The sequence below is a fragment of the Clostridium sp. CAG:221 genome (assembly GCA_000435835.1).
In the GTDB taxonomy this organism is placed as follows: domain Bacteria; phylum Bacillota; class Clostridia; order Clostridiales; family Clostridiaceae; genus Clostridium.
In genome coordinates this window covers 56339-80966 of sequence record FR883370.1, presented here as the reverse complement: position 1 = coordinate 80966, position 24628 = coordinate 56339, and the positions used below count along the sequence as shown (strand labels likewise).

Below are 24628 nucleotides of genomic sequence, written 5' to 3'. Positions count from 1 at the left end.
ATATATCTTATAAATACACATTTATATTATTAATTTCATTAAATTATCCGTCTGCTCATCATCACCTAATTTAAAAATATGTGTATCAAACTTTTTAAATCCTTGCTTTTCATAAAATTTTATGGCATCTACATTGTGTTCCCATACACCTAACCAAATATAATCTAAATTATTTTCTATTCCAATTTCTATAGTTTTTTGTATCAACTGCTTACCAATATGTTTACCTTGATATTCTTGTAATATATATATTCTTTGAATTTCTAATGTGTTATGGTGCCCTGGTTCTGTTTGTGCTTTATCAAAATTAAGTTTCATATATGCAACTACATTTTCATTGTTTTTAACTATATAAAATCTTGAAGCCTTATTATTAATTTCATTCTCTAACTACTCGTAAGAGAAATTTTCCTTCAAATAATTTTCCATATCTTCTTTTGTATTCTCATGAGAGAATGTATCATAGAATGTTTTTTCACATATATATTTAATTTCTTCTATATCTTTTAAGCTACATTCTTTAATTAATAAATTTTTCATAGGTTCACTCCTCTAGCACTATTTATTTAGTTTTATAATAATTTATAGAAATCTTCTAATGCAATAGTTATTTCGTATTTAAATACAATTGTTCATCAATCATTATATTTATTGTACACTAAAAATAGTAAAATTAAAACAAATTTTACCTTTATACATATATTGGTCTTCTAATCTTAAAATCCTTTATTAAAGATACAGAATGTGTTGAATTAGCATGAATAAAGAACTTTTTAGGTTTATTCCTTTCCATTTCTGTTTTAAATAATTGGGTCCATTTATACCAAAATAGGTAGTTTGTTAGGAACTTGGTTGAAACACTATTAAACTTTCTTATCCATCTTTTTAAGCTACTATGAAAAGCATTGACTCTTTGAATATTATAAATATCCACAGTTTTTCTCCCACCCCTAATTTGATGTAATTCAAAATTATGTTGAGCCGCAAATGGGATATAACTCCTATGTTTATCAGTACATAAAATAGAATTTTCTTCAACAACCTCTGATAAAGCCCTATTTATATCAGTATAGTTAGGTCTGCCATCACATATTAAACCAATATATATATTTCCTAATCTATCTACACCACATAATACACAGGCAAATTCCTTTGATATACCTCTTGTATTTATTTCTTTACCACGCTTTCTTGATTCCCTTGGCATAGTAAAATTAGAACTTTTGCTATGATTCCCTTTATAGATAAGGGCAAAGTATGTCTCATCGAGTTCAATAACACCCTCAAGAGAGCCGTAGCCAATAAATTTTCTAATAGCGTCTATAATTTTATGTCTCCAAAAGAAAGCTGTTGCAATATTAATCTCAACAATTTCGGCACATTGCCTAATAGTGTTACCATTTATCATACATTGAGCATATAGTAGCCATTTATCTAATCCCTTTTTACTACTTGAAACTGGGGATTTAGAAAAATCATTGAAAGTTTTTTTGCACTCTGGATTTTGGCATTTATACCTTTGTTTAACGCCATTCTTACCATGATATTTTCCATACTTAGATATTTTATCATGATTGCAAAAAGGACAGCACTTCCCCTTGTTAAATCTATTTTCAGCGATTTCTTCATCTATAGAGTTAGTTATTCCATTTGACATCAATACAGTCTTTAAAAAATCAAATACCTTCTCTTGCTCATATGTATTTAATTGTGAAACTTGCTGAATAACATTATTAACTCTTGGCATAAAAAACCTCCTAAATAGTAGTTATATTATATATTATAACCATATTTATAGAGGTTAATCAAATTTCAACAGTTTATTAAAACAAAGCCAATAAAAAATGATATATTGATAAATATTAGTAAAATTATTTTAAGTGAAGTATCTAATTGTGATTATGAAGCTAGAATAAATTTGCAGGATTATTTAAAAGCATTGTATTATGAAGAGAATGATTATGTAAGAGCTGTAGAATATATATTTAAAAATATATATTTGGCATATGATATTAAAAATGAAGATTTACAATTAAAATATATTGAAGAAATGAACCAAATCAGTAAAAACGTAAATAATAAAGAGATAGTTTTAAATAATGAAAATTATTTAAAACTATTAATTGAAGATATCGAAAAAGAAGAGCAGCTTAGCAAACAATTTAATCAAAATTCTTTTTTATTTAAAGCTATTGGTATCATACTTTTAATATTTTTAGTAGTATTATGTATTTTGGTGATTTATATTAGAATCATAAAGAAAAGGATTAAATATGATCCATTAACAAAAATATATAATAGGGAATATTTTGATAAAAGATATTATGAGTTGCTTAATAGGAAAAATAAGTTTTCTGTTATAATGATTGATATTGATAACTTTAAAAAGCTCAATGATACATATGGTCATAAATTTGGAGATACAGTTTTAGTAAATTGCTGTAATGTTATGAGTAATCTTCATAGTGGGGAATTTGAACTATTTAGATATGTTGGAGAAGAAATTGTAGTATTGTTAAAAGATAAATCTAAAAAAGAAGTAATAATGATAGCTGAAAGTATTAGAAGAATCATTGAAGATTTGATTTGGGAAGAAGAAGTAAAGGTTACAGCAAGCCTTGGAATAGCTTATTCTGAGGAATGTGGATATAAAACTTTAGAGATAGCAGATAAAAATTTATATAAGGCTAAGAATAGTGGTAAAAATAGAGTGGTATTTAATTAAAAAAGAAGTGTTAAACATTGTTTAACACTTCTTTTTGGTTGCGGGGATAGGATTTGAACCTATGACCTTCGGGTTATGAGCCCGACGAGCTACCGACTGCTCCACCCCGCGATGTTATATATTTAAACGTTTACTTGGGGTATGATTTAATTATATGCCTATAATTTTTAAAAGTCAACTATCATATAAAATTTTTTTATTATAGCATAAAGATAGTTTTATAAAAGATAGTTGCATAGTTAACGAAATAATAAAAATACTATAAAGGTATATTAATTTGAATTTGATAAAAAATAACTACATAGCGAAGAAAGGAAAGTGAGGAACTGATCATGAGAAAAATGAAAACAATGGATGGAAATACAGCGGCTGCACATATATCTTACATGTTTACTGAAGTAGCATCAATATTTCCTATTACTCCTTCATCTCCCATGGCTGAACATGTTGATGAATGGGTAGCAAAAGGAAGAAAGAATATTTTTGGTCAACCTGTAAAAGTTGTTGAAATGCAATCTGAAGCGGGAGCAGCTGGAGCACTCCATGGAGCTTTGCAAGCAGGAACTCTTGGTACTACATATACAGCATCTCAAGGGTTACTACTTATGATTCCTAATTTATATAAATTAGTAGGGGAAAGACTTCCGGGGGTTATTCACGTTGCAGCAAGAGCTATAGCAACATCTTCATTAAGTATTTTTGGAGATCATCAAGATGTTATGGCAGCAAGACAAACTGGGGTAGCAATGCTTTGTGAAGGCTCTGTGCAAGAAGTTATGGATTTATCAGCAGTTGCACATCTATCTGCCATAAAAGCACAAATGCCTTTTATAAACTTTTTTGATGGATTTAGGATTTCCCATGAATTACAAAAGATAGAAGTTGTTGAAAGTAAGGAATTGGAAGGACTTATAGATCAAGAAGCATTAGAGAAATTTAGAAGATATGGATTGAATCCAGATCATCCAGTAATAAGAGGAACAAATCAAAATCCAGATGTATATTTCCAAATGTGTGAATCAATAAATAAATATATTGATGCTATACCAGATATAGTAGAAGAATATATGGATAAGATAAAACATATTACAGGAAGGGAATATCACTGTTTTGATTATTATGGAGCATTAGATGCAGATAGAATAATAATAGCAATGGGAGCTGTAACAGAAGTAATAGAAGAAACCATTGATTACTTGATGGATAAAGGTCAAAAGGTTGGTTTGATAAAAGTAAGATTATATAGACCTTTTAGTTATGAAAAATTATTAGCTGAAATTCCTAAGACTGTTAAGAAAATAGCTGTACTTGATAAGACAAAGGAACCAGGAGCTTCAGGTGAGCCTTTATATTTAGATGTACTTAAGGCAGTAAGTGAAATGGAAGATGCACCAGTAGTAGTTGGTGGAAGATTTGGATTAGGTTCTAAAGATCCATATCCATCACATATTGCAGCTGTATATGAAAATCTTTGCAAGGATAATCCAAAGAATAGGTTTACCATAGGAATAGATGATGATGTGACATATACATCTTTAGATGAAGTACAAAATATTGATGTAACACCAGAAGGTATTACTGCTTGTAAATTCTGGGGATTAGGTTCAGATGGAACAGTTGGTGCTAATAAGACTGCCATTAAGATAATTGGGGATCATACTGATATGTATGCTCAAGGTTATTTTTCATATGATTCTAAAAAATCAGGTGGTATAACTATTTCCCATTTAAGATTTGGAGATAAACCTATTAAGTCACATTATGAAATAGATTCAGCCCACTATATTGCTTGTCATAATCAATCATATGTATTTTCATATAATATAGTAGAAGGATTAAGGAAAAATGGTACTTTAGTTTTAAATACTATTTGGAATGAAGAAGAGTTGGAAGAAAAGCTTCCAGGAAGCTTAAAACGTTACATAGCTGAAAATAATATTAATTTTTATACAATTAATGCCGTTAAGATAGCTCAGGAAATAGGCCTTGGTGGAAGAATAAATATGATTATGCAATCAGTATTCTTTAAACTAGCAAATATAATACCTGTAGAAGATGCCATAAGATATTTAAAGGAAGCAGTTGTAACTTCTTATGGTAAAAAAGGCGAAAAAGTAGTGAATATGAATTTTGCTGCTATTGATGCAGGAATTAATTCAGTAAAAAAAATAAATGTTCCAGATTCATGGAAAGACGCAAAGGATAAAGAAGAAAAAACAGAAAAACATTTAACAGATTTCTATAGAGAAATATGCGATCCTATAAATAAATTACAAGGTAATAAACTAGCTGTTTCAAAATTTGTGGAAACTGGAGCAGGAGATACATTTGAATCAGGAACCACTAGATTTGAAAAGAGGGGTATTGCTGTAAATGTTCCTGAATGGATTCCTGAAAACTGTATACAATGTAACCAATGTTCATTTGTATGTCCTCATGCAACAATAAGAGCATTTTTATTAAATGAAGATGAAAGAGAACATGCACCAAAAGATTTTAAAGTATTAAATGCTAAAGGAGTTAAAGATCCAGAACTTAAGTATTTTACAATAGGGGTAAGTCCTTTAGATTGTGTAGGATGTGGAAATTGTGCAGAAATTTGTCCAGCACCAGGAAAAGCATTGATAATGAAACCACAACAAACTCAGCATGATCAAATAGAACCTTGGAATTATGCTACAGATAAGGTTAAAAACAAAGCAAACCCTATGAAGAAAGCTACAGTTAAAGGAAGTCAATTTGAACAACCATTGCTTGAATACTCAGGTGCTTGTGCCGGTTGTGGAGAAACTCCATATGCTAAACTAGTAACTCAATTATTTGGTGATAGAATGATGATAGCTAATGCTACAGGATGTACATCAATATGGGCTGCAGCAGGAGCTGCCACAGCATATTCAAAGAATCAAAATGGTCATGGTCCTGCATGGGCAAACTCATTATTTGAAGATAATGCAGAGTATGGACTTGGAATGTATTTAGGAGTTAAAGCTGTAAGAGAAAGAATAGCAAGCAATATTGAAAAAGCTCTAGAAAGTGATATGAGTGAAGAAGTAAAATCTGTTTTAAGAGAATGGCTTGAAAATAAGGATGAAAGTGAAGGAACAAGAGAAAGAGCTGAAAAAGTTAAAGCAGTTTTACAAAATGAAGATAGTGAAATAGCTAATGCCATAAAGAAAGATGAAGGCTTCTTAGTTAAAAGATCACAATGGATTTTTGGTGGAGATGGTTGGGCATATGATATTGGCTATGGAGGATTAGATCATGTACTTGCCAGTGGAGAAGATGTTAATGTCTTAGTAATGGATACAGAAATATATTCTAATACAGGAGGGCAAGCATCAAAATCAACACCAACGGCAGCAGTAGCAAAATTTGCTGCAGCAGGTAAGAGAATAAGAAAGAAAGATTTAGGCTTAATGGCAATAACTTATGGCTATGTTTATGTAGCACAAGTATGTTTAGGTGCTGATATGAATCAGACAGTGAAAGCAATTGCTGAAGCTGAAAGCTATAAAGGACCATCACTTATCATTGCATATGCTCCATGTATAAGCCATGGAATTATATCAGGAATGAGTAATACGCCAGGTGAACAAAAGAAGGCAGTAGCTTGTGGATATTGGCAGTTATATAGATATAATCCAGATGTGGTAGGAGAAAAACCAGCATTTACTTTAGATTCTAAAGCACCAAATTATGATTTGTTTAATGATTTTCTAATGGGAGAAGTGAGATATTCTGCTTTAGCTAAGGTATATCCAGAACTGGCAGAAGAATTATTTGCAAGGACTAAAGAAGATGCTATTAGAAGATATGGTATGTATAAGAAACTATCAGAAATAAATTAAATAATAAAGCATAGCTAAAAAGCTATGCTTTATTATTTACTACCAGTATTTAATACAGCTATTTATTATCAATGCTATCTATATATTCTTTCATTAAGTTAGCGGAATTTATGAATTTTACCTTTTCTTCATCACTTAATGAAATATCAAGAACTTTTTCAATACCGTTTTTTCCAACAATGGTAGGAACACTTAAGTAAGCATTGCTTACGCCAAGGTAATCTTCTAGTAGTGTGGAAACTGTAAGTATAGATTTTTCATCACCTAAAAATGCTTCAACTATTCTAACTAATGCAAGGGCAACTGAAAAAGCAGTAGCACCTTTTCTATTGATGACTTCATATGCTGCATTTTTTATATCTGTAGCAATAACATTTTCTGTTTCTTTATCCCATTCTATATTAAACTGTTCTGAGAAGTTCTTAACAGGAATATTTCCGATAGATAGTTCTGACCAAGCAACAAATTCACTATCACCATGTTCACCTAGTACATATCCTTCAACGTTTCTACCATCAATTTCAAAGTATTTTCCCAGTAAGCTTCTTAGTCTTGCAGTATCTAGAACAGTACCAGAACCAATAACTCTGTTTTTAGGGAAGCCAGATAACTTATATGTCATGTAGGCTAGTATATCTACAGGATTTGAAACTACTAAAAGGATAGAATTAGGACTTAGCTTAGCTAAGGTTGGAATAAAGCTCTTAAATATATTATAGTTCTTATCAACTAAATCTAATCTTGTTTCTCCAGGTTTTTGAGCTAAACCAGCAGTTATAATAATTATATCTGAATTTGCTGTATCTTCAAGGGTTCCCAGTGAAATTTTACAAGGTTTACAAAGAGAGCTTCCATGTATTAAATCTAGTACTTCTCCCAAAGCTTTCTCTTGATTTATATCATTAATGATTATTTCGGTGGCAACTCCTTTTTGTAATAAGGCAAAGGCTGTAGTTGCTCCAATTGAACCTGCGCCAATGATAGATATTTTACTCATTAATAAACACTCCTTTATAATATTAATAGCCATAAATTTATTATTGTGAATAAATATAAATTTATTCTTTTTCAATATAGTTTATGTTTATGGGGATTATTGTAAAATGAAGAAAAGTTATTTTAATTTTTTGAAAATTTAAAGACAGTGAAAAATAAATGTTATAATCATCATTATAATTGTAGAATACTAAGATAAAAGCAGTAAGGAGAGAAAAAATGAAGTTATTTAGAGAAGCAATAATAATTTTTGGTATATATCTTTTAGGTGTATTAATAGCAGATGTTACTAGATTGCCTATACCGGGAAATGTAATAGGAATGGTTATATTATTCTTATTGTTGTGTTTTAAAGTAATAAAGGTAGAGCAGATAAGTACTATTTCTAACTTTTTCTTAGATCATTTGGCATTTTTCTTTATACCAGCTGGAGTAGGTTTAATATCATCTTTTACAGTAATAAAAGATATATGGTTACAGTTATTGATTGTATGTTTTATAACAACTGTAATTACTATGGCATGTACAGGTCGAATAGTTCAAAGAATAGCTAATAAAAAAGAAGGTGATAAAAATGGAAAGTTTAATTAATAATATGCTTTTTGGTGTGGTTATTTCTCTAATAGCATTTGAATTAGCATTACTTATCAGAAAAAAAACTGGAATAGTATTATTAAATCCGCTTTTAGTATCAATAGTAATGGTCATAGCATTTTTATTATTATTTAATATAGATGTAGAAATATATAATGTAGGTGGAGATTTTATTAATATGTTTTTAGGGCCTGCAACTGTTGTATTGGCAGTACCACTTTATAATCAATTGGATAATTTAAAAAGATACGCTGTTCCTATAGTAGTAGGGATTTTCTTAGGTACTGTTATAGGTGTAATATCAATTATTATATCTTGCATAATATTTGATTTAAATGGAGAAATAATATCTTCTCTTTTACCTAAATCTGTAACTACGCCTATAGGAATTGAAATATCAAGCCAATTAGGTGGTATTATACCTATTACAGTATTGGCAATATTAATAACTGGAATTATTGGAGCAGTAATAGCACCAATAGTATGTAAAGTATTTAAAATAAAAAATGAGGTTGCCATTGGAGTAGCAATTGGAACATCATCCCATGCATTAGGAACAACAAAGGCTTTAGAAATGGGTGAAATAGAAGGTGCAATGAGTAGCCTTTCCATAGGTGTTGCTGGAATTATGACTGTGTTCATAGCACCAACCATATATCAATTATTTATCAATTTCATTGTATAAATAATTGGTAATTATGAATTATGAATTACGAATGATGAATTGAGGATGAAACTCGAAGAGTTTCTAAAAAATATATATTCTAAACTCCCTTAGGAGTTAATTCATCATTCATCACTCATCATTCGTAATTCATCATTATTTAAATTATGTCTTTTAAGCTGTATTTTGAAAATTCTTCAATGAATTTTTGAAGTGAATTAGAGATAACGCCTTTAAGTCTACAACCACCAGTCATTAAGGGGCAGTTTTCTGGATTATTAAAACATTCAACAATATTTAAATTATCTTCTGTAATCTTAAGTATCTCCCCTAGATTTATATCTTTAGGATCCATGCCTAGTTTTAAACCGCCGCCACGTCCTTTAATGGAAATGACATAATTTGTTTTTGCTAATTTATGGATTATCTTTTTTAAATGATGTTCTGAAATTTGTAAAGCGTTAGCTAATTCCTCTACAGTGGCTAAGGAATCTTTTTTATCTGCTAAATAAATAAGAGCTCTGAAAGAGTAATCAGTAAATTTTGAAAGTTGCATATATAATCCTCTTTTCTTGTACTAATAAGTAGTATTATTTTATCAAAAAATAGTGTAAAATAAAATGTGCATTTTAATTGAACATTTTATTTTATCATGATATAGTATTTATAGAATAAATACAAAAATAATATTTAGGTAGATGGAGGTATATATTAATGATAACTAAAGATATGACAATTGGTGAAGTAATAAAAATGAAAGAAAATGCACCTGAAATATTAATGGGATTTGGTATGGGATGCGTAGGATGTCCATCAGCACAAGCTGAATGTATTGAAGATGCAGCAGAAATTCATGGAATAAACTTAACAGAATTATTAGAAGCATTAAATAAATAGTATAAGTATAGTAATAAACTCACAGAAGATATTTTCTGTGAGTTTATTTTTTTAGAAAGTGTTGACAATTAATGTAAGGAGTATATACTGTATATATAGAATATATACAGTAATGACTTTAAATACAGTTGGAAAAGAGGTAATTATGAGAATAGTTATATCAAATAGTTCAGGGATTCCTATATATGAACAAATAAAGGAAGGAATTAAAAGTTCTATTCTTTCAGGTGAATTACAGGAAGGGGAAATGCTTCCTTCTATAAGGCAATTGGCTAAAGAATTAAAAGTTAGTGTAATAACCACCACTAGAGCATATAATGATTTGCAATATGAAGGATTTGTAACAAATGTTCAAGGAAAGGGATGCTATGTACTAGCTCAAGATAACGAGATGTTAAAAGAACAGCAACTTAGAGAAATAGAAGAATGCTTTGAAAAAGCTATTGTGGCAGCTAAAAGGGCGCAGCTTAGCAGAGAAGAATTAAAAAATATGTTGGATTTTATCTTAGAGGAGGAAAGTTATGAATAATGTATTAGAGATAAACAACATTACTAAGGATTATAAAAAGTTTAAAATAGATAATATATCTTTTAATTTGCCAAAGGGGTATATTATGGGCTTTATAGGTGCTAATGGAGCAGGAAAGACTACTACTATTAAGCTTATATTAAATATGATAAAGAGAGACTCTGGAGAAATAAAGGTTTTTGGCCTTGATAATATAAGAGAGGAAGAAAGGATTAAGGAGCAAATTGGTGTAGTATTTGATGAATGCTATTACTTAGAAGATTGGACTCTAAATGATGTTGAAAAAGCTGTAAGTATGTTTTATAAGAATTGGAACAGCAGCATATATGAAAAGTATTTAAAGGAATTTAACTTAGCTAGAGATAAGAAAGTTAAAGATTTGTCTAGAGGAATGAGAATGAAGCTGATGATAGCAGTGGCCTTTTCTCACGAAGCAAAGCTTCTAATCTTAGATGAACCTACTAGTGGTTTAGATCCAGTGGCCAGAGATGAATTTTTAGATATCTTAAGAGATTATATAGAAGATGAAGAAAAAAGCGTAATATTTTCTTCACATATAACTTCTGATATAGAAAAAATAGCTGATTATATAACTTATATAAATAATGGCAAGATTATTTTTACAGGAGAAAAGGATGAGTTTTTAGAGAAATATTGCATTATCAAGGGTGGAAAAGAAGATATCACAGAAAGCCAGAAGAAAGAAATCATTGGCTTAAGAATCCATAGCACAGGTTTTGAAGGGCTTATTGAGCTTAAGAAAGCTGTAGGGTTCTCCAGCAAGGTAATTATTGAAAAAGCATCTCTTGATGAAATTATGATTTATATGAATAAGGAGGCCATGTAATAATGGAAAAAGTTTGTAAGTTTGCAAAATTAGATTTATTTATGGTAAAGCCATATTTGAAGAAGTATATGCTATTATTATTTGCAGTATCTATTCCAGTGATAATAACCACTAAAAATATATATATGATGTCATTTATAGCTATGTTTTATGGTGTAATAATGGTAAGCTATCCTTTTGCCTTAAGTGAAAAAAATAATATAGAGAATTTTTATGGTACCTTGTCATTAAAGAAGCGAAATATTGTTAATGGAAGATATATCTTTACTTTAGGGACAATGATATTTTTTACTATACTTTCTTATATTATTATGATAGTTGGAAATGTGATTTTAAGACAAGGCTTGGAGTATAGTGAACTATTATTTGTTTTAGTAACAGGTTTCTTTATGTCACTTATATTAGTGTCATTACAGCTTCCAACATATTTTAAATTAGGATATACTAAAGGAAAGATTTTCACTTATGTACCTTTTTTTGTGATAGCAATAGGAGTTCCTCTTCTTGGGAGTTTAATGGGAGAATCTACAGAAAAATTTAAAGCAATAGCAGCATATATAGAAAATAATCCAGTTATGGTCAGCATTTTCTTAATATTATGTGGCTTATTAATATTTGAAATATCTAATATAGTATCACAAAGGCTATATATAAATAGAACTGCATAAAAAAGTATATGGTGAAAACTACCTTGTAAGTTTATAATTGAAGCAAGGCTATATCAAATTAGGGTATTGTATAAAGAAATATTGACATTAAAAAAATAGTGAGATATATTGAGGAATATAGAGAGAGTCTGTATTCCTTTTTTTATTTTATAAAAGGAATATATGATTAGTGGAGGATTTGTATGGACGATAAATATGAAGTTAATTCAAGAATATTTAAAGCTTTAAGTGATGTGAATAGATTAAAGATCATTGACTTATTATCATATGAGGAGAAATGTGGATGCAAGATATTAGAACATTTTAATTTTACTCAACCTACATTATCACATCATATGAAAGTGTTAATAGAATGTGGATTGGTGGAAGCAAGAAAGTGTGGAACTTGGAATTATTATAAAATAAGCAATGAAAGTGCTAAGGAACTTATTAAATTTATCAAATCTATCACTAATAAAGACAATGATATTAATGGCAGTGAAATAGAGCAATAGCAGAAAACTTCAGCTATAGCTGGGGTTTTTATTATTTATTCATGAAAACTTATAGATTGACACTATATAGATAGTCATTTATATTAAATATAGATGAATATCTATATTTAGGAGTAGAGTTAAGATGAAAAAGATAGATTTAACTAAGGGAAAAGTAATAAATGTACTAACGGTGCTTGCACTACCAATAATGGCAACTTCACTTTTACAATTCACCTATAATCTTATTGATATGCTTTGGGTTGGTGCATTGGGAAGTGATGCAGTAGCTAGTGTGGGATCATCAAGTTTTTTTGTAGGTCTAGGCTATGCAATAAATTCAATGGTGGTAATAGGGACTACCATAAAACTTGCACAAGCTATTGGCAGGAAAGAAACTGAAAAAGAAAAGGAATACATTAATGCTGGGTTAGTTATAAATTTAATAATAGCATTAAGCTATGGCTTATTATTGATATTTTGTGGAAAAATATTTATAGACTTTTTAAATTTAAATAATACTATAGTAGAAAGAAATTCATTTTATTATTTAGCTATTAATGGACCAATTTTATTTTTTGGATTTTTTAATATGCTATATTCTAAAATTATAGGAAGTTATGGCAACAATAAAATAGCATTAATTATAAGTGCCATAGGAATTGTTTCAAATATAATATTAGATCCAATATTCATATATATATTTAATATGGGGGTATCAGGAGCTGCTTTGGCAACCTTGGTAGCTAATATTATCATGTTTTTATTATATAGAAGAAAATCTATGAGCTTTTTAAGATATTATAGAGGTGTTAAATTAGATTTTGTAAAAGTTAAAGAAATTTGTGTCTTAGGAATTCCAATGTCTTTCCAAAGAGTATTATTTACCTTGATAAATATAGTTTTGGCAAGAATAATTGGTGGTTTTGGTGCAAATGCCATAGCAGCTCAAAAAATTGGTCTGCAGATTGAATCCATAACATATATGGTAATAGGTGGGCTTCATGGAGCTATATCAAGTTTTGTAGGACAAAACTTTGGTGCAGGCAAATATAATAGGATTAAGGAAGGATATAAAACAGCATTAAAATTAGGTATACTTTATTCTTTAATAATGGTATTTGTATTCATATTTTTAAATAGGCCCATAATTAAACTTTTTATTAGTGAAAATGAAACTATAATAATTGCAGCTGATTATTTAAGAATAGTTGCTTTTTCACAAATATTTAGCACTATAGAAACTATATCCAATGGAACATTTACAGGTCTTGGATTACCTAAAATTCCATCAATTATAAGTATTGTCTTTACAGCACTAAGAGTACCTATGGCTTTGATGTTGGTGGGGAGATTTGGTGTAAATGGAGTATGGATGAGTATTTCCATTTCAAGTATATTAAAAGGTATAACATCGTACATTATGTACTTTATTGTTGTTAAGATGAAGCTATAATTTTATAAGTATTTGACCAGATAAATCTAATAGATTATATTAAATATAATTATAGAGAATTTAAGGAAGGAATATAAAAATGTTAAAGAAAATTAAAGAGTTATTTATACCACAACAACTTTTAAAGGGGAATTGTGGTATAGAGAGAGAAATGTTAAGAGTTGATAAAAATGGATATTTATCATTTACAGATCATCCAGAGATATTTGGAGATAAAGTTTTAAATCCCTACATAACTACAGATTTTTCAGAAAGTCAGGTGGAAGTAATAACGCCTGCCTTAGATAAAATAGAAGAAACATATAGTTTTTTAAAGGCACTTTATGACATAGTAGCTTTGGAGATAGGTGATGAAATTTTATGGCCACAATCAATGCCATGTTTTATTCCAGAAGATGATGAAATACCTGTAGCTAAATATAGTGAAGAGGGAAGAGAAGCAGAAGAATATAGAAATAAGCTTTTAAAAAAATATGGTGGAAAGAAGCAACTTATATCAGGAATCCACTACAATTATTCTTTTAATGAAGAAATTATAAGAAAATTATATGAAAGTAGTGACAAGGAATTAACATACAAGGAGTATAAAAATTCTATATATTTAAAGGTTGCAAGAAATTATTTAAGATATAGATGGATTATAGTTTATCTTCTAGGTGCAGCACCTGTAATACATGAAAGTTTTTTAAATGGATGCAGTTGTAAGCTTAAACAGATAAGCGAAGATGGGTATACTTTAGATGGTGCAGTTTCTCATAGAAATGGAGAATGTGGATATAGAAACAAAGAAGAACTTTATCCAAATTATGATACGGTGGAAGACTATGTTGAAAGCATCAATAAATATGTAAATGATGGAGTGATAGATAGCCATAAGGAATTATATAGCCAGGTAAGATTAAAAGCTAAAGAACCTAAGAATTTCTTAAATTCATTACTAGAGGATGGAATTAGCTATTTAGAATATAGAAGTATCGATATAAATCCCTTTGAAAAGGGTGGCATAAGCTTAAATGATTTATATTTCCTTCAATTATTAAATATATATATGCTTATTAAAGAAGAAAGTAGTTATGATAAGTGGCAGCAAGAAGCTGTAAGAAACCAACATTTAGTGGCTAAATATGGTATAGAAAATGTTGAATTAATTAAAGATGGAGAAATAATTGATAGAAGAAGCTGGGGCTTAGAAATACTAAATGAAATGAAGGCTATGAATTCAGAGCTGAATTTAGGAAAAGAAGATATAATCAATGAAGCAATAGCAAAAATGACAGATAGCTCATTAACTTATGCTTATAATTACAAAAAGCTTATAGAAGAAAAAGTATATATAAAGGCTAATGTAGATTTAGCTGAAGGTTATAAGGAAAGTGCGTATAATAATAGATTTAAGTTAGAAGGATTTGAGGATTTAGAACTTTCTACTCAAATATTAATGAAGGAAGCTATAAAAAGAGGAATTAAGACTGATATAGTAGATAGAAGCGAAAACTTTATTTCTTTAACAAAGGGAGAAAAGGTTGAATATGTAAAGCAAGCCACCAAGACATCAAAGGATAATTATGTAACAGTACTTATCATGGAAAATAAAACTGTTACTAAAAAGGTATTGGCTAAAGAAGGTATTAAGGTTCCAGTTGGTGAAGAGTTCGATAGTCTTGCAGAAGCAAAGATTTCTATAAATAATTATATAGAAAAGCCTATAGTTATAAAACCTAAATCAACTAATTTTGGTACTGGAATAAACATATTCCCTGAAGGAACAAATGCAGAAGATATAGAAAGAGCTTTTGAAATAGCATTTAAGTTTGATAAAACAGTGTTAATTGAAGAGTTTATCAAAGGAAAGGAATATAGATTCTTGGTTATTGATGATCAAGTTGTAGGAATACTTCATAGAGTGCCAGCAAATGTTTTAGGTGATGGAGTAAAAACCATAAGAGAATTAGTTGAATTAAAGAATCAAAATCCATTAAGAGGTAAGGGATATGTTACACCTCTTGAAAAAATAAACCTTGGTGAAAATGAAGCTATATTTTTAAAGCAACAAAATAAGAATTTTGATTATGTACCTCTTGCAGGAGAAACAGTGTATTTAAGAGAAAATTCCAACATAAGTACTGGTGGGGATAGTATAGATTACACAGATGATATACCACAAAAATTTAAAGATATTGCTGTAAAGGCAAGTAAAGCAGCAGGTGCTAAGATTTGTGGTGTAGATATGATGTTGGAGGATTATAGTGATGAAAATACTAATTACGCAATAATAGAAATTAACTTTAATCCAGCAATACATATACACTCATATCCATTTATAGGTACAGAAAGAAAAATTGCTGTAGAAGTACTTAAGTTATTAGAACTTGTATAGAACTTAATTTAAATAAAATATAAATAAAGGAGCTTCTATTAAAGGAAGTTCCTTTGTTCTTTTAGAACTAGAAAATAATTATAAGTAGTAATTGTTTTCAAGGAAAATCTATATTGACATATAAAGTAATTCCCGTTAATCTATGTTTTGTATGTAAAAAACAGTATAAATCTGTTTTAAACACATTAAATTTAGATGGGGCGTACAAGGAGTATGGCTAGCCATGATGCTTGATGAATGTATCAGAGCTGTAATATTCTATTTAAGATGGCAAAGAGGTACTTGGAGAGCAAAAGCACAAGGGTTATTACTGTAAAATATAATATAATAGGAGTGAACAAATGAGAAATTATAAAAAAGAGTGGTTTGGTAATATAAGATTTGATCTTTTAGCAGGATTAGTAGTATGTATGGCCTTAATACCTGAAGTTATAGGTTTTACCATTGTGGCAGGGGTAGACCCAATGATTGGAGTATACTCATCATTTTGCATTTCTGTAATCACAGCTATCTTTGGTGGAAGGACGGCAATGATATCAGCAGCTGCTGGATCAATGGCCTTAGTTCTTGCTGGACTTGTTAAAAGTCATGGGGTACAATATATGCTTGCTGCCACTATACTTACAGGAATTATTCAAGTTGTTCTTGGATATTTAAAGGTTGGTAAGTTGATAAAATATATACCAAGACCAGTAATACTTGGCTTTGTTAACGCATTAGGAATATTGATGTTTAAATCACAATTGGAGCATTTTAAGGGAACATACATTTTAATTGTCTTAGGGATAATTTCCATAGGAATAATATACTTACTACCAAAGATAACTAAGAGGATTCCATCACCTATAGTATCCATAGTGATAATATCAGCTATAGTTATAATATTTAACATTGATATTACAAGGCTTGGAGAAATGGGAGCAATTAATTCACAGCTGCCAAAATTTTTAATACCTAATATACCATTAAATTTAGAAACATTAAAGATAATTATGCCTTATTCTGTTTCATTGGCTTTAGTAGGTTTAATAGAATCATTGCTTACAGCGCAAATTGTTGATGAAAAGACAGAAAGTGAAAGTAATAAGAATCAGGAAAGTATTGGACAAGGTTTAGCCAATATAACTGCTGGTTTCTTTGGAGGAATAGCAGGCTGTGGTATGATAGGACAAACAGTTTTAAATATCACATATGGCGGTATAGGAAGGCTTTCAACTTTTTCAGCAGGTACGTTTATGCTTATATTTGTCATTGCTTTAAATAAGCTAGTTGTTCAAGTACCAGTGGTAGCCTTAGCATCAGTAATGATAGTGGTATCACTTACAACAATTGATTGGCAATCTATAAGAAGAATAAAAGATATGCCTATATCAGATACTTTTGTAATGTTATCTACAGTTGCAATTGTTGTGCTGACAGATAATTTAGCATATGGAGTTGTTCTTGGAGTAATCTTAAGTGCAGTGTTATTTGCCTTTAAGAGTGCTAATATAATAGTTGATAAAATGAGTATTAATGGAGTAACAACATATCTAGTAAAGGGGCCACTGTTCTTTGCAGCAACTGATAAATTTATAAATAGTTTTGATTATAATGAGGATATTAATGCTGTTGAAATAGATTTCTTAGAATCAAAGATAATGGATCAATCAGCTGTAGAAGCAATAGATAAAGTTATTGCTAAGTTTGAGAAAAAAGGAATTAAAGCAAAGGTAAGAATTTTAAATAAAGAATGTGTTAAAATATTTGAAAAACTATCATGTTTTAGTAATGTATAAAAAGCAAAAGCCACTAAATTGTTAGTTTAGTGGTTTTTGCTTTTTTACTGTTTTTATCATAGTTGTAAGTGAAGATGTTACCGATAATCTTTATTGGTTTATAATTTGCTGTTGTGGCTAAAAACAAAAGATCGGTAAATATATCATTATCTATATTATCTTTTTTCGCTCTAGCTTCCAATTGCTTAGAAAGTAGCAGTTTAGTCATAAAGCAGCCATTTTCATAAATTACTGTAGATACTTTTTTTGGAGATAAGCTATTACTTTGATAAGTGATTACATCACCTTCATAAATTTCATTATTTTTTGAATCATAAATTCCTGTAGGCATAAGCATAATTATATTTTCAAAGGAAACTTCTAAAGTTTTATCTCCATTTTCATAACAAACTATATTGTTTTTATAATCAATGGAAGTAACAAAAAAAGATTTTTTTAAACTTTTGTGATATATTTTAAATTTAAAATGATCTATCATATAATTCCCCCCTCAATAACATTATAACAAAAAGGAAAAAATTAACAATTAATTAACTATATTTAATTTATAAATCATTAAATTATTAAATTGTAAAATTATGCTTATAGGTAGATAATAAAACAAGTGTTTATTATCTATAAAATATGTAGTATTATAAAGTATGATATATATATATAGAATGGAGAAGATACAATGAATATAAATGTAGAAAATATTAAAGTTTTAAAAGTTGAACATAATGGAGAAACTATAGTTTTTAAAAGTGATGATATAGTATCATTAGAATATAAATCAGTATCAATCAAAGGAAGAATTGCACAAATAGGAGACACTGCTATTACAGTTGACTGCAGTACTATGTATAATTCACAAATACATGAAGTAGCTGTTAAAAATATAGAAATGATAGTTAAAGAAACTGCATTTAACAAGCAAAGAGAAGATAAGTTAACAGTTGAAAGTGCACCAGCAATTCAATTAGAAGAAAATGAAAGTGAAGCTGAAGAATTAAAATTAAATAATAATACAAGTAGTGATGAAGAAGAAAAGAGAGCTTTAGAGCCAATTTTAACAGCAAAAGAAAAGAACACAGTTTCAACATTAGATGCAGCAGAAGCTGAAAAAACTAAGGAAGAAGAAGAATTAGATGAATCAGTAAGCCTTTTTGGTAATATAAAAAGAAACTATGCACAAGGAATAAGCCCAATATTTAATAAATAAATTTTATTTATTAAATAATTATGAATGATGAATTAAGAATTATGAATTAAGGATGAAACTCGAAGAGTTTCTTATAATAATATTTTTGAACTCCCTATGGAGTTCTTACCTTAATTCATCATTCGTCATTCATAATTCATAATTGGAGAAAAATTATAATTTTTCTCCAATGGCTTGTCTGTTTTTAAAGGTATATGTATACTTATATCCTAAATCTTTAAGTAGTTGGTAGGATTCTTTTATGTGGAAGCCAACATCTTTTGTGAAGTGGGCATCTGAGCCACAAGTGATGATTTCACCACCACATTCTTTATATAGCTTTAGCATATCAATTCCAGGTAATGCTTCATTGCAGGCACTTCTTAAGCCAGAAGTATTAATTTCAATTCCTTTTCCATTGGCTACAATGCTTTTAAAGATTTCTCTTAACATTTCTTCATTTTTTCTAATATCACAAAGACCACATTTGTTAAAGGCATATCTTTTAATAAAATCCATATGGGCAATGACATCGATATTTTTTGATTTGCATAAAAGAAGAATTTCTTCAAAATAACGTTCATAAAGGTCATTTCCATCTAAACCTTCAGCAAAAGTATTCATACCTTGCCCATCAATACTATGAACAGAACCTAATATAAAATCTAAATTCATTTGAGATATTTCAGCAGAAATTTTTTCTTCTGTTAAATAAGGTTCACAAATTTCCAAACCTCTTTTGATTATAAGCTTACCATCATATAATTCCTTATGTTTTTCAATATCTTCTAAATATTTTGCCTTATCCATATATCCACAGCTACCTTTGCCTTCAATAACAGAAAAATGATCTGTTATGGCAATTTCAGCAAGCGACATTTGGATAGCTTTATCACATACATCTTTAATTGACTGAGTGGAGTCAAAAGAATGAAGTGTATGTAAATGGTAATCAGCAAGATGCATAGTATCCCTCCTAAAAATTTATATAATAAATGATTATAACATAAAAAGCCATTTCAACATATTTGAAATTTTCTTTTAAATAGTATAAATTTAAAGACTGATAATTTTAGCTTTATAATAGAATTATCAGTCTTTAAAAATCAGTAGATGATTTCCTGAGATTTTACTAATTTCTTTAAATTTTCATTGGTAGTAATAACTCTTGGTATTTTAATCTGACTTTTAGAAACACCTTTGCTATAAAGAAATTCCTTAAATTTTACAAATGAACCACAATTTAAAGGGACAACCTTTATAGGGGCTAGGCCATTACTATTACGAAAACGTCCATAAGCCAAATTGGATTTCTTCAATTCATCATCTAGAGTATTTTCAATAGATGAAATTAGCCTTTTAGAAGGGACATTTCTTAATTCCATGTAAAATACATATCTTCCAGGAGAAATAGAATTGTCAGCTATGGCAGTATAATCTATCAGATTTAAATTTAACTTAGCTACAGTTGATTTAATGCTAGTAGTTAAGTGTTCTTCAGTGGTTTTTTCTGACACCATATTAAGGACTTGGTTTCTCCTATAGAGGAATTCAATTTCTGGTGAATCATTATAAAATCCTAATACCTTAATAACATCACCTAAGCGATATCTATATAATCCAGCATAGTTTGTAATCATTATTTCATAGCATTCATTTATTTTAAGTTCATGTATGCAATAGGTTTTTGGTGATGGTTTATCATATTCATTGACGGGAATAAATTCATAAAAAACAGTGTCAGGAATAACTACATAGCTTATTTTAGAGGCATATGGGTTAATACCAATCATTGCTTCTGTTGCAGCGTAAGCTGTAGAGTAGATAGGAAGAGAGTCAGTATAATAATTAACTTTATCATCATATATGGAAAAATTAGCACCAGTAACAGTAGCAATATAAGCTAGTTTGGGCCATATTCTTCTACAAATTCCCTTAGTACCTTTTTCAAATTCATTTTTTAAGAAATCAGCTCTGGCAGCATCAGGTTCTAACATATTATTAAGAATTTTTCGTGTCTGTGAATCAAGTCCTAATTTAGAGTTTATAGAACCTTTTTGTATATCAGATATTAGCATGCTGTAATTATCCTCAAGACATCTAAGTAGATCCAGTATATTAGAAATAAAAGAAGAGGATATATACATTAAGTTATTTTCTTTTAAGGCAAATAATAAATGAAGATACTGGGATACTTCTTTATCACTAATTTTGAAGACTTCTATAGGAGAAGTATACATTAAAGGCAGAATCTTTTTAATTCCTTCCATTCCACCAGAGGTAGCAGAGCGTATAGGAATACCGCTTTTAGTGTAAGTAGTAGTAACTATATCAGCAATCATTAAACCTTTGCCAAAAGTGAAAGTATCCTTGAAATTATCATAAGAGTACTTTGGTGTTAATAAAGCCATATATTTTGAAGCTATAACTCTGCTTTTTTTAGTGACAGGTATTAATTTCTGTTTTCCTGTGGTTCCAGATGTATGGCCAAAGTATTCAATAGGGTCACTTACTAAGATATTAGTTTCGCCATTAGCCATTTTTTTGATATACTTTTCATAATCTACAGGGTTAGTTATAGGAACATTTTTTTTAAAATCTTCAATTGAATTTATAGATTTAAAATTATATTTAATTCCATACTCACAAGTAGCATTTGATTTGATAATGTCAAGTAAGGTTAAAGTATTGATTTTTAAAGTTTTTTTTGTATAGGAATTTAATTTTAGTTCAATGAGTTTTCCAGAGTAAATTAGACTTTTATATAGAAGTTTATTTAAAATTGTCGTAATAACACATCCTTTGTATTTTTACATAAGCATTATATGAATTGGATAAATGAATTGATACGAAGTTTAATAATAAAAAAATAAGGTAATAAATTTACCCCAAATTAAGGTATAATACTAAGTAATAATTAAAAGATAAATATTTTATAACATACAAATAAATAAGATAAAGATTGGGGGAGAAATATGAAAAAGACATTTGGAATATTTGCTCATGTGGATGCTGGAAAAACAACATTTAGCGAGCAAATTTTATACTATACTAAGAGTATACGAAAAAAAGGAAGAGTTGATTATAAAGAGGCATTTCTAGATAGTCAAAAGGTAGAGAAGGAAAGAGGAATCACTGTCTTTTCTGATGTAGGAACATTTTCATATGATGGTGATACTTATTATTTAATAGATACACCAGGACATATAGATTTTTCGCCAGAAATGGAAAGAACTTTAAGTATTCTTGATTATGCCATACTTGTAGTAAGTGCAGTGGAAGGAATACAAGGACATACAGAAACATTATGGAATTTATTAAAGAACCGTAAAATTCCTACATTTATTTTTATAAATAAGATAGATAGAGTAGGAGCAGATGTTAATAAAGTTTATCAGCAATTAAAAAGAAGGTTTAGTGAAGATATATGCCTTTTAAGTAACAATTCTTTGATGAATTTAAGTGATGAAGAAATAGAATTTATTGCAGGAAAAGATGAAGAGTTGTTAAATTTATACTTTGAAGATAATTATAATAATCAGTTATGGATTAATAAATTAAAATTTCTTGTAAAGGAAAGGCAAATTTTTGTAGCTAGTTCTGGTTCTGCATTACTAGACCAAGGAGTAAGAGAGTTTTTAGATATTTTTAATAAGCTTACAATGACTAATTATGAGCTAGCAGATATTTTTACTGGTAAAGTATTTAAAATTAGATATGATGAAAAAGGTACAAGAATAACATATATAAAAGCACTAAGTGGACTTTTAAAAGTTAAAGATGAATTAGTTTATAATCATAATGGCGAAGAAATAAGAGAAAAGGTAAATGAAATTAGAGCATATAATGGTGTCAAATATGAGATTAAAGATGTAGCTAGTGAAGGTGATGTGTTTGCAGTTACAGGTATTAGCAATATGAAGGCTGGAATGGGCATTGGAATAGAGGATTCTACAGAAGAAATGATTCCAACTCTGACGGCAAAGGTCTTATATGACAGTACGGTAAATATAAAAGAGGTATTAAAGTATTTAAAAATATTAGAAAGTGAAGAAAAAACATTAAATGTACAATATGATGAAATTCTAAAAGAAATGCATATTAATGTAATGGGAAAAATACAATTAGAAGTATTAAAGGAAATAATTCAAGAGAGATTTAATTTAAATGTTGAATTTGATAAACCAGAAATATTATATAAAGAAACCATTGGTAATGAAGTAAATGGATATGGTCATTTTGAACCATTAAGGCATTATGCAGAAGTACATTTAAAACTATTGCCAGGAGAACGTGGTGAAGGAATAGTATTTGAAAACAGATGTCATAATGATTATCTAACACCAGGACAACAAAATCTAATAAAGACCCATATCTTTGAGAAAAAGCATAGAGGAATATTAACAGGTTCAGAAATTGATGATATTAAAGTAATCTTGATTACAGGACGTGCTCATATTAAGCATACTGAAGGTGGCGATTTTAGGGAGGCTACTAAAAGGGCTTTAAGACAAGGTTTAGATAGTGCAGAAAATATTTTATTGGAGCCTTATTATAATTTTAAAATAGAAGTTGATAACCAATTATTAGGTAGAGTTTTAAGTGATGTTCAAAAGATGAATGGCACTTTTAATGAACAGCAGAGTGTAGGAGACAGAGTCATTATTACGGGAAGGGGACCGGTGGCTACATTTATGGATTACTCTTTAGAATTTCAGGCTTTAAGCAAAGGAAAAGGTGGACTTAGCTTAATGTATGGTGGATATGATGTATGTCATAATTCAGAAGAGGTTATAGAGAGAATAGGATATAATAAAGATGCTGATCCAGAATACACATCTTCATCAATATTCTGTGCTAAAGGAGTAGGATATAGCGTAAAAGGTGATGAAGTTGTGAATTATATGCACTGTTTAAAGAAATAATTATTACTGTAGTGCCTAAAAACTATTTTACGTTTTTAACAAAAGTTGTAGCATTTAAAGCAAAACTATCATAATTTAGATTGATTTGGCCTTTTTTAATTAAAGTATTATTTAATGGATTACTTTTATAAAAGAGTATAATTATAATTATTTAAAAGTTTATTTTTGGGGGAAAATAAAATGGAAAAAAGAAAACTAAATATTATTATTTTTATAGTAAGTATAATGTGTTCAGCAATAGCAATGGTGTATTTACCGGATATATTACCAAGTTATTTTGATGCAAAAGGAAATATAATTAGATATGCCAGTAAATATGAAAAGTTATTAATATATCCTATTGTATCATTACTGGTTAATGCATTATTAGATTTTATAGAAAAAAGGCTTTTTGATAATGAACATAGGCATATTTCAGGATTTTTCAAAACATATTTTATTATGTTTTTTGCTTTTGAAAATATAAAGGGAATTCTAAATGCTGTGAATATAAAAGTGCTTAATTCAGCAATGTTAATTTTTGTAATAGAGATATTTATGATAATAATATCATGGCAGTATAACATATTAATAGAGAAGAGTAATAAAAATAGAAGAAGACGAAAACGTGCATAAAAATAGGATAAACTAGAGGACTATTTTTCTTTAATGAATTTGAGAAAGGACAG

At 29.0% G+C, this 24628-nt stretch carries 23 protein-coding genes and 1 tRNA gene; 15 read left to right on the top strand and 9 right to left on the bottom strand.

The window, feature by feature from the left end:
- Positions 1–21 precede the first annotated feature (21 nt).
- The 3 genes from Q5O44_RS02805 to Q5O44_RS02795 all read right to left on the bottom strand — a co-directional run bounded on the left by Q5O44_RS02805 (position 22) and on the right by Q5O44_RS02795 (position 1747).
- On the bottom strand, positions 22–378 hold the full coding sequence (locus Q5O44_RS02805) for a GNAT family N-acetyltransferase (protein ID WP_302637218.1): 357 nt from the start codon (positions 376–378) through the stop codon (positions 22–24).
- 12 nt (positions 379–390) lie between these two features.
- Positions 391–540: a hypothetical protein gene (locus tag Q5O44_RS02800; protein ID WP_022166869.1), complete on the bottom strand. Its 150-nt coding sequence runs from the start codon at positions 538–540 to the stop codon at positions 391–393.
- 151 nt (positions 541–691) lie between these two features.
- Positions 692–1747, bottom strand: coding sequence for an IS1595 family transposase (locus Q5O44_RS02795; protein WP_022166868.1), 1056 nt, complete (start codon positions 1745–1747; stop codon positions 692–694).
- 105 nt (positions 1748–1852) lie between these two features.
- Between Q5O44_RS02795 and Q5O44_RS02790 the strand changes: the two genes are divergently transcribed.
- Positions 1853–2725, top strand: a complete 873-nt coding sequence (locus tag Q5O44_RS02790) for a GGDEF domain-containing protein (protein ID WP_022166867.1) — start codon at positions 1853–1855, stop codon at positions 2723–2725.
- Positions 2726–2760: 35 nt separating this feature from the next.
- Here the strand turns inward: Q5O44_RS02790 and Q5O44_RS02785 are convergent.
- Positions 2761–2836, bottom strand: a tRNA-Met gene (locus Q5O44_RS02785).
- Between the two features lie 221 nt (positions 2837–3057).
- Here Q5O44_RS02785 and nifJ point away from each other — a divergent pair.
- On the top strand, positions 3058–6576 hold the full coding sequence (nifJ, locus tag Q5O44_RS02780) for a pyruvate:ferredoxin (flavodoxin) oxidoreductase (protein ID WP_022166866.1): 3519 nt from the start codon (positions 3058–3060) through the stop codon (positions 6574–6576).
- A gap of 58 nt (positions 6577–6634) precedes the next feature.
- Here nifJ and Q5O44_RS02775 read toward each other — a convergent pair whose 3' ends face one another.
- Positions 6635–7573, bottom strand: a complete 939-nt coding sequence (locus tag Q5O44_RS02775; protein ID WP_022166865.1) for an L-lactate dehydrogenase — start codon at positions 7571–7573, stop codon at positions 6635–6637.
- Positions 7574–7791: 218 nt separating this feature from the next.
- On the opposite strand from Q5O44_RS02775, the gene Q5O44_RS02770 reads away from it, so the two are divergent.
- Both Q5O44_RS02770 and Q5O44_RS02765 read left to right on the top strand, forming a co-directional pair.
- Positions 7792–8163: a CidA/LrgA family protein gene (locus tag Q5O44_RS02770; protein ID WP_022166864.1), complete on the top strand. Its 372-nt coding sequence runs from the start codon at positions 7792–7794 to the stop codon at positions 8161–8163.
- A complete protein-coding gene (locus Q5O44_RS02765) occupies positions 8147–8851 on the top strand; it encodes an LrgB family protein (protein WP_022166863.1) in 705 nt (234 codons plus the stop codon). The genes Q5O44_RS02770 and Q5O44_RS02765 overlap by 17 nt, the downstream gene beginning before the upstream one ends.
- 139 nt (positions 8852–8990) lie before the next feature.
- Here Q5O44_RS02765 and Q5O44_RS02760 read toward each other — a convergent pair whose 3' ends face one another.
- The gene (locus Q5O44_RS02760) at positions 8991–9386 is read right to left on the bottom strand and encodes an Rrf2 family transcriptional regulator (RefSeq protein ID WP_022166862.1); all 396 of its coding nucleotides are present in this window, start codon (positions 9384–9386) and stop codon (positions 8991–8993) included.
- A 158-nt stretch (positions 9387–9544) separates the two neighbouring features.
- Here Q5O44_RS02760 and Q5O44_RS02755 point away from each other — a divergent pair, with 158 nt between their 5' ends.
- The 8 genes from Q5O44_RS02755 (at position 9545) to Q5O44_RS02720 (ending at position 17855) form a co-directional block, all read left to right on the top strand.
- Positions 9545–9727, top strand: a complete 183-nt coding sequence (locus Q5O44_RS02755) for a DUF1858 domain-containing protein (RefSeq protein ID WP_022166861.1) — start codon at positions 9545–9547, stop codon at positions 9725–9727.
- A gap of 145 nt (positions 9728–9872) precedes the next feature.
- A complete protein-coding gene (locus tag Q5O44_RS02750; protein WP_022166860.1) occupies positions 9873–10256 on the top strand; it encodes a GntR family transcriptional regulator in 384 nt (127 codons plus the stop codon).
- Positions 10249–11103, top strand: a complete 855-nt coding sequence (locus Q5O44_RS02745; RefSeq protein WP_022166859.1) for an ABC transporter ATP-binding protein — start codon at positions 10249–10251, stop codon at positions 11101–11103. The genes Q5O44_RS02750 and Q5O44_RS02745 overlap by 8 nt, the downstream gene beginning before the upstream one ends.
- 2 nt (positions 11104–11105) lie before the next feature.
- Entirely contained in the window at positions 11106–11771 is a 666-nt protein-coding gene (locus tag Q5O44_RS02740; RefSeq protein ID WP_022166858.1) for an ABC-2 transporter permease, read from the top strand.
- Positions 11772–11953: 182 nt separating this feature from the next.
- The gene (locus tag Q5O44_RS02735; RefSeq protein ID WP_022166857.1) at positions 11954–12265 is read left to right on the top strand and encodes a metalloregulator ArsR/SmtB family transcription factor; all 312 of its coding nucleotides are present in this window, start codon (positions 11954–11956) and stop codon (positions 12263–12265) included.
- Positions 12266–12389: 124 nt separating this feature from the next.
- Positions 12390–13700: an MATE family efflux transporter gene (locus Q5O44_RS02730; protein ID WP_022166856.1), complete on the top strand. Its 1311-nt coding sequence runs from the start codon at positions 12390–12392 to the stop codon at positions 13698–13700.
- A 79-nt stretch (positions 13701–13779) separates the two neighbouring features.
- On the top strand, positions 13780–16077 hold the full coding sequence (gshAB, locus tag Q5O44_RS02725; protein ID WP_022166855.1) for a bifunctional glutamate--cysteine ligase GshA/glutathione synthetase GshB: 2298 nt from the start codon (positions 13780–13782) through the stop codon (positions 16075–16077).
- 341 nt (positions 16078–16418) lie between these two features.
- On the top strand, positions 16419–17855 hold the full coding sequence (locus Q5O44_RS02720; protein ID WP_022166854.1) for a SulP family inorganic anion transporter: 1437 nt from the start codon (positions 16419–16421) through the stop codon (positions 17853–17855).
- 13 nt (positions 17856–17868) lie between these two features.
- Here Q5O44_RS02720 and Q5O44_RS02715 read toward each other — a convergent pair whose 3' ends face one another.
- Positions 17869–18333 (bottom strand): YopX family protein, encoded by a 465-nt coding sequence (locus tag Q5O44_RS02715; protein ID WP_022166853.1) that lies wholly within the window; start codon positions 18331–18333, stop codon positions 17869–17871.
- Positions 18334–18528: 195 nt separating this feature from the next.
- On the opposite strand from Q5O44_RS02715, the gene Q5O44_RS02710 reads away from it, so the two are divergent.
- Positions 18529–19056: a hypothetical protein gene (locus Q5O44_RS02710; protein WP_022166852.1), complete on the top strand. Its 528-nt coding sequence runs from the start codon at positions 18529–18531 to the stop codon at positions 19054–19056.
- 153 nt (positions 19057–19209) lie between these two features.
- On the opposite strand, the gene Q5O44_RS02705 is transcribed toward Q5O44_RS02710, so the two are convergent.
- Positions 19210–20001 (bottom strand): histidinol-phosphatase HisJ family protein, encoded by a 792-nt coding sequence (locus Q5O44_RS02705; protein ID WP_022166851.1) that lies wholly within the window; start codon positions 19999–20001, stop codon positions 19210–19212.
- A gap of 140 nt (positions 20002–20141) precedes the next feature.
- Positions 20142–21770: a GH3 auxin-responsive promoter family protein gene (locus Q5O44_RS02700; protein ID WP_368389925.1), complete on the bottom strand. Its 1629-nt coding sequence runs from the start codon at positions 21768–21770 to the stop codon at positions 20142–20144.
- 240 nt (positions 21771–22010) lie between these two features.
- On the opposite strand from Q5O44_RS02700, the gene Q5O44_RS02695 reads away from it, so the two are divergent.
- Positions 22011–23960: a translation factor GTPase family protein gene (locus Q5O44_RS02695; RefSeq protein WP_022166849.1), complete on the top strand. Its 1950-nt coding sequence runs from the start codon at positions 22011–22013 to the stop codon at positions 23958–23960.
- A 180-nt stretch (positions 23961–24140) separates the two neighbouring features.
- Entirely contained in the window at positions 24141–24575 is a 435-nt protein-coding gene (locus tag Q5O44_RS02690) for a DUF1648 domain-containing protein (protein WP_022166848.1), read from the top strand.
- The last annotated feature ends 53 nt before the right edge of the window (positions 24576–24628 follow it).